Origin of the sequence: uncultured Slackia sp., assembly GCF_944321625.1 — a bacterium.
GTDB lineage: Bacteria > Actinomycetota > Coriobacteriia > Coriobacteriales > Eggerthellaceae > Slackia.
The window spans coordinates 1-5548 of the sequence record NZ_CALUMA010000016.1; the positions used below are offsets into that span (position 1 = coordinate 1).

7 protein-coding genes and 1 pseudogene are annotated in these 5548 nt (G+C 64.8%); 7 read left to right on the forward strand and 1 reads right to left on the reverse strand.

All coding sequences use genetic code 11. The features are described from left to right. The first annotated feature begins 121 nt into the window (after nt 1-121). The 7 genes from hisC to hisE all read left to right on the forward strand — a co-directional run bounded on the left by hisC (nt 122) and on the right by hisE (nt 5205). A complete protein-coding gene (gene hisC, locus Q0J60_RS01375) occupies nt 122-1222 on the forward strand; it encodes a histidinol-phosphate transaminase (RefSeq protein ID WP_294438408.1) in 1101 nt (366 codons plus the stop codon). 80 nt (nt 1223-1302) lie between these two features. Beyond that, the gene (gene hisB, locus Q0J60_RS01380; protein ID WP_294438409.1) at nt 1303-1905 is read left to right on the forward strand and encodes an imidazoleglycerol-phosphate dehydratase HisB; all 603 of its coding nucleotides are present in this window, start codon (nt 1303-1305) and stop codon (nt 1903-1905) included. A 191-nt stretch (nt 1906-2096) separates the two neighbouring features. Continuing rightward, nucleotides 2097-3020 (forward strand): imidazole glycerol phosphate synthase subunit HisH, encoded by a 924-nt coding sequence (locus Q0J60_RS01385; RefSeq protein ID WP_294438410.1) that lies wholly within the window; start codon nt 2097-2099, stop codon nt 3018-3020. Continuing rightward, nucleotides 3017-3760 carry a HisA/HisF-related TIM barrel protein gene (locus tag Q0J60_RS01390; protein ID WP_294438411.1) on the forward strand — a complete coding sequence of 248 codons (744 nt, stop codon included), beginning with the start codon at nt 3017-3019 and terminating at the stop codon, nt 3758-3760. The genes Q0J60_RS01385 and Q0J60_RS01390 overlap by 4 nt, the downstream gene beginning before the upstream one ends. Before the next feature lie 3 nt (nt 3761-3763). Continuing rightward, nucleotides 3764-4546 carry an imidazole glycerol phosphate synthase subunit HisF gene (hisF, locus tag Q0J60_RS01395; protein ID WP_294438412.1) on the forward strand — a complete coding sequence of 261 codons (783 nt, stop codon included), beginning with the start codon at nt 3764-3766 and terminating at the stop codon, nt 4544-4546. Nucleotides 4547-4558: 12 nt separating this feature from the next. Continuing rightward, on the forward strand, nt 4559-4885 hold the full coding sequence (gene hisI / locus Q0J60_RS01400) for a phosphoribosyl-AMP cyclohydrolase (RefSeq protein WP_294438413.1): 327 nt from the start codon (nt 4559-4561) through the stop codon (nt 4883-4885). A 2-nt stretch (nt 4886-4887) separates the two neighbouring features. After that, nucleotides 4888-5205 (forward strand): phosphoribosyl-ATP diphosphatase, encoded by a 318-nt coding sequence (hisE, locus tag Q0J60_RS01405; RefSeq protein ID WP_294438414.1) that lies wholly within the window; start codon nt 4888-4890, stop codon nt 5203-5205. A 56-nt stretch (nt 5206-5261) separates the two neighbouring features. On the opposite strand, the pseudogene Q0J60_RS01410 reads toward hisE, so the two are convergent. After that, a pseudogene (locus Q0J60_RS01410) lies at nt 5262-5548 on the reverse strand (hippurate hydrolase); the annotation flags it as partial.

Genomic DNA, 5548 nt, shown 5'->3' on the forward strand with positions numbered 1-5548 from the left:
GCAGGGCGAGGATGCCGTCACCTACGAGGCGCTTGCCGCCGCGAATCTGACCGATATCGCCTGGCCGGGCGACGACGAGGCCACGGTGGTCGCGGGCGCCGCGCCGAAGGGGGCGTAAGACATGACGCAGCTTTCCGAACGTATGCGTGCGCTCGTGCAGCCGCATCTGGCTGAGATTGAGCCGTATGACCCCGCCTTCACGCCGTGCGACATCAACCTCTCGGCGAACGAGAACACCTATCCCTTGCCTGAGGGCGTGCGTGAGGCCGTTGACGAGGCGCTCGCCGCCACGCCGCTCAACCGCTATCCCGACCCGATGTCCAACGACCTGCGTGACGAGCTGGCAGCATGGCACGGCGTGGTCCGCGAGAACGTCTGCGTGGGCAACGGCGGCGACGAGCTCCTGTACAACTTCCTGCTGGCTTTTGGCGGCGCGGGGCGTACGCTGCTCACGTGTCCGCCCGACTTCAGCGAATACGCGTTTTTTGCATCGCTCACCCAGACCGCGGTGGAGCGTGTGTGGCGCGATGAGGCGACGTACGGGCTGCGCTGCGAGGAGCTGCTTGCCGCAGCCGTGCAGGCTGACCTGGTGATTCTGACCTCGCCCAACAACCCGACGGGCGACGTGCTTTCCATCGATCTGGCGCGTGAGGTGTGCGCGGCATGTCCCGGGCTAGTGATGGTCGATGAGGCATACGGCGAGTTCGCCGACGAGGGCACCAGCGTCGAGTGTCTGCTGGGCGAGTGCGACAATCTGGTGGTGCTGCATACGCTGTCCAAGGCGTTCGGCGAGGCGGGCATCCGCTGCGGATATGTGCTGGCGGCGCCCGACGTCATCGAGGCGTTCGCCGCGATTCGTCAGATCTATTCGGTGAATGTGCTCACGCAGGCGGCGGCGCTCACGGCGGTGCGCAAGCGCGAAGCGTTTGCCCCGGTGATTGAGACGATTCGCTCGGAGCGGGAGCGCTTGCTTTCCGGCTTGCGTGCGCTTACCGAGCCGCTTGCACCGCAGGGTGCCGTGTGGGCGGGGCAGGGCAACTTCCTGCTGGTACGCTTGCCCCAGGCGAGCGTCGTGCGTCAGCGTCTGCGTGACGAGTTCTCCATCTTGGTGCGTGATTTCTCCTACGCACCGGGGCTTGAGGACTGCCTGCGCATCACGGTGGGCATGCCGGAGGAAAACGATGCAGTGCTCGACGCGCTGAAAACGATTCTGGCGGAATAGGACGAAACCGCAGCGGTGTTCGCGGCGCATGTGCGCATGGCGCGTGCGCTGCGGCTCCGTTTTAAGAGAGGGACGGAACGATGGTGGAACAGGGTTGCCGCATGGCCGATTGCATGCGCGAAACAAGCGAGACCACGATTCGCGTGATGCTGAACTTGGATGACGCCTCGGAGCGCAGCATCGAGACCGGCGTGGGCTTCTTCGATCACATGCTTGATGCGTTCGCGCGTCACGGCAAGATTGGCCTTGATGCCAAGGTTATCAAGGGCGATCTGCACGTGGATGCGCATCACACCGTGGAGGACACGGGCATCGTGCTGGGCTGCGCCGTTGCGCAGGCGCTGGGCGACAAGGCCGGCATCAGGCGTTTCGGCCACGCATTCGTGCCCATGGATGAGGCGCTGGTGATGGCGGCGGTGGACATTTCCGGCCGCGGTCAGGCGTTCTATGAGGTGCCGGTGGGCGTCGAGCGCGTGGGCGATTTCGACACGCAGCTTGCCAAGGAGTTCTTCATCGCTTTCGCGCGTGAGGCTGGAATCACGCTGCATGTGCGCCTGATCTGCGGCGAGAACGGCCACCACATCATCGAGGCGGCGTTCAAGGCTGTGGGTCGCGCCCTGCGCGAGGCGGTTGAAGTGGACCCGCGCGAGACGGGAATCCCGTCGACCAAAGGGTGTCTGTAGCATTCGACGTGTCGCCCGTCTATGCCGAGGGCGGGCATCGCGCCGAGGAAAGGACGTCAAAATTACGGTGATATTCTCGATTTCGAGCGAAAAGACCGTCAAAATGACGTCCTTTTCAACGAAGGGATTCTACGGCGGACACGCTTTGCGGCAAGGAGCGAAAGCCGCCTTCCGGTTCAATGAGGAGCGCTATGTCATATAAGCCAACCATAGTCGTGGTGGATTACCACAAGGGGAACCTGTCCAGTGTGGCGCGTGGCCTCGAGCGCGTGGGCGGGCATGCCGTCATCTCCGACGACCCTGCGGTCATTCGGGCGGCGGACGGCATCGTGCTGCCGGGCGTGGGCGCGTTCTACGACGCAATCGCGTTCATGTGCGAAAGCGGCCAGGACCGGGCCGTGATCGATGCCGTGGCCGGGGGGAAGGGCACGCCGTTTCTGGGTATCTGCCTGGGGATGCAGCTGCTGTTTGAGCGTGGCACCGAAGGCGTGCCCGCGGATGAGGAACTTGGGGGTTCCCGCGGGGATGCAGCGGTACTCGGCCACGGTACGAGCGATTCGTGCCCCCTCGGCACGGACGAGGCGCCGGCGCAAGGGGCTCTTGTGCCGGGCGACGTATTCGAGGCCGATGGCGAGCGCTGGGTGCGTGGATTGGGCGTGCTGCCCGGATCGTGCACACTTCTGCCGTCGCATCGCCTGAAAGTCCCGCATGTGGGTTGGGACCAGCTTCACAAGACGCCTGCGGGCGCGGCGTGCCCGTTGCTCGACGGCGTGGCGGAAGGCGTGAACGTGTATTTCACGCATTCGTACGCGCTCGGGGACGACGCCGCGGCCTCCGATGTTGCGGCGCGCACATTCTATGCGCGCGATTTTGCCTCGGTGGTGTGGCGCGGCAATGCGTACGGCTGCCAGTTCCATCCCGAGAAGTCGTCTGCCCACGGTCTTGATATCCTGCGTAATTTCGTGCGCATCGTCGCCGAACATGCGCAGGTAGGTGAGGCGAAGGACGAAGGCGTGGTGTCCGATGCATGTGCGCCGTCAGGCAACGAAGCCTCCGAGGAAAAAGGCGAGTCTTCCGCCCTCGATGCGCATGCGGAAGGAGGCGCGGCGCGATGATCCTGTTTCCCGCAATCGATCTCATCGACGGCAAGGTGGTGCGCCTTGAGCGCGGCGACCGCAGCCGCATGACGGTGTATTCCGACGATCCGGCGGCTATGGCGCGTTCGTTCGTCGAGCAGGGCGCTGCCTGGGTGCATGTGGTCGATCTTTCTTCCGCGTTCGAAGAGGATGAGGCGGCGCGCGCGGCAAATGCCTCCGCCATCCGTGCGATATGTCAGGTAGAAGGCCTTTCGGTGGATGTGGGCGGCGGCGTGCGCTCGCTTGAACGCATCGAGGAGCTTGCTGAGCTGGAGTGCAAGCGCATCGCCATCGGCACGCCCATCGTGCGCGACCCGGAATTCGCCCGTCAGGCGGCGGCTGAGTTCGGCGACCTTCTGGTGGCCGACGTGGCGGCGCGCGACGGCGAGGTGAAGGTCAACGGTTGGCGCGAGGGCGCCGCGCTGCGTCTGGAAGACGTGGTGGAGCAGCTCGCCTCCTGGGGCTTCCGCCATCTTGTGTATACCGACATCGCGCGCGACGGCATGCAGACGGGCATCGATGCGGCGGCATATCGCCGCGTGGCGCAGCTGGCGGGTTTCCCCGTGGTGGCGTCGGGCGGCATCTCGACGCTTGAGGACATCCGGGCGCTAGCTGCCCTCGGACCGCAGGTCATCGAAGGCGCCATTACGGGACGCGCGCTGTATGAGGGCGCGTTCACGTTGGGGGAGGCGCTTGCAGCATCGGGAAAGGGGGCATGACGCATGCTCACCAAACGAGTGATTCCGTGCCTCGACGTCAAGGACGGGCGCGTGGTGAAGGGCGTGAACTTCGTGGGCCTGCGCGATGCGGGCGATCCCGTGGAGCTTGCTGCGGCGTACGACCGCGCGGGCGCCGACGAGGTGGTGTTCCTCGACATCACGGCCACAAGCGATAATCGCGGCACGACGATCGATATGGCGTCGCACGCCTCCGAGGAGCTTTCCATCCCGTATACCGTGGGCGGCGGCTTCCGCGATTTGGCGGGCATGCGCGCCATGGTTGCGGCGGGTGCCGACAAAGTGTCGCTCAATTCGGCGGCGGTGAAGGACCCCTCGCTTATCACGCTTGCGGCATCGGCATTCGGCACGCAGGCGGTGGTGTGCGCTATCGACGCCAAGCGTGTGGGCGAGCCGGACGCACCCGGCGCCGATCGCTGGGAGGTGTACGTGGCGGGCGGCCGCAAGGCAACCGGCATCGATGCCGTCGAATGGGCGCGCGAGGCGGCGAGGCGCGGGGCCGGCGAGATTCTGCTTACAAGCATGGACCGCGACGGTACCAAGGACGGCTTCGATCTGGCGCTCACCCGCGCGGTGGCGCGTGCCGTGCCTATCCCCGTAATCGCGTCGGGCGGCGTGGGGACGCTCGAGCACTTCGCCGAGGGCATCATCGAGGGAGAGGCCGACGCGGTGTTGGCGGCGAGCGTGTTCCATTTCGGCACGTTCACCATTCGTCAGGTGAAAGAGTACATGGCGGCGCAGGGCATCCCTGTGCGGCTTGATTTCTAGAAGAGGACGCGTATGCGTATCGACAAGGCGAATCTGAAGTTCGACGACCGGGGGCTTATCCCCGCTATCGTGCAGCAGCATGACACCGGCGAGGTGCTGATGATGGCGTGGATGAACGCCGAATCGCTGCGGCTTACGTTTGCGACGGGTACCACGTGGTTCTGGTCGCGTTCGCGCCAAGAGCTGTGGAACAAGGGTGCCATCAGCGGAAACATGCAACGCGTGATTTCGGTAGCGGCCGATTGCGACCGGGATTGCCTGCTGGTGCGCGTGGATTCGCCGGGGCCGGCGTGCCACACAGGCGCGCGCAGCTGCTTTTTCAACGAATTGGAGATGTGATCATGGGCGAGAGAACCGCCAACGTGCAGCCGGGCAACATCGGCGAGACCATCACGGGATTGGCGCAGGTGATCGCGGGCCGTCGCGATGCGAATCCAAAGGAGAGCTACACGGCGCGCCTTTTGCAGGGGCCGGAGGATTACGCGCTCAAGAAGGTATGCGAAGAGGCCGTGGAAGTGGCGCTCGCCTGCAAGGACAACGACCATGACCACATTCGCTACGAGGCCGCCGACCTGGTGTATCACCTGATGGTGGTGCTGGAGCGCCACTGCGTGAGCATCGAAGAACTTGCTGGTGAGCTGGATGCGCGCCGGCATTAACCATCGTCAGGCGTGCGTTATCGCCGTCTAACGACGCAGCTCTTGCATCGAGTGAATTAATCGAGTGCGATGGTGCGCCAATCGCCGTCGACGGTTGGTACGTCGACGCTACGGTAGCCGATGTGCGCAGCATGCGTGTAGGCCTCGGCGATGCCAAAGCCGACGGACGATGCCTCATGCGAATCCGACCCCACGGTGATCGGCACGCCCGCCTGGCAGAATCGGCGTAGCAGTCCTTCGGCGGGGTAGTAGTCGCCCAGGTTCTTTCGCAGGGCCGCCGTAGAAAGTTCCACATGGACGCCCGCATCGCGCGCGGCTTCCGCCATGCGATCCCATAGGGGCT

Bases quoted from the DNA above. Each gene is read 5' to 3' on its own strand.
- hisC (WP_294438408.1), top strand. From the start codon at position 122: ATGACGCAGCTTTCCGAACGTATGCGTGCGCTCGTGCAGCCGCATCTG.
- hisB (WP_294438409.1), top strand. From the start codon at position 1,303: ATGGTGGAACAGGGTTGCCGCATGGCCGATTGCATGCGCGAAACAAGC.
- Q0J60_RS01385 (WP_294438410.1), top strand. From the start codon at position 2,097: ATGTCATATAAGCCAACCATAGTCGTGGTGGATTACCACAAGGGGAAC.
- Q0J60_RS01390 (WP_294438411.1), top strand. From the start codon at position 3,017: ATGATCCTGTTTCCCGCAATCGATCTCATCGACGGCAAGGTGGTGCGC.
- hisF (WP_294438412.1), top strand. From the start codon at position 3,764: ATGCTCACCAAACGAGTGATTCCGTGCCTCGACGTCAAGGACGGGCGC.
- hisI (WP_294438413.1), top strand. From the start codon at position 4,559: ATGCGTATCGACAAGGCGAATCTGAAGTTCGACGACCGGGGGCTTATC.
- hisE (WP_294438414.1), top strand. From the start codon at position 4,888: ATGGGCGAGAGAACCGCCAACGTGCAGCCGGGCAACATCGGCGAGACC.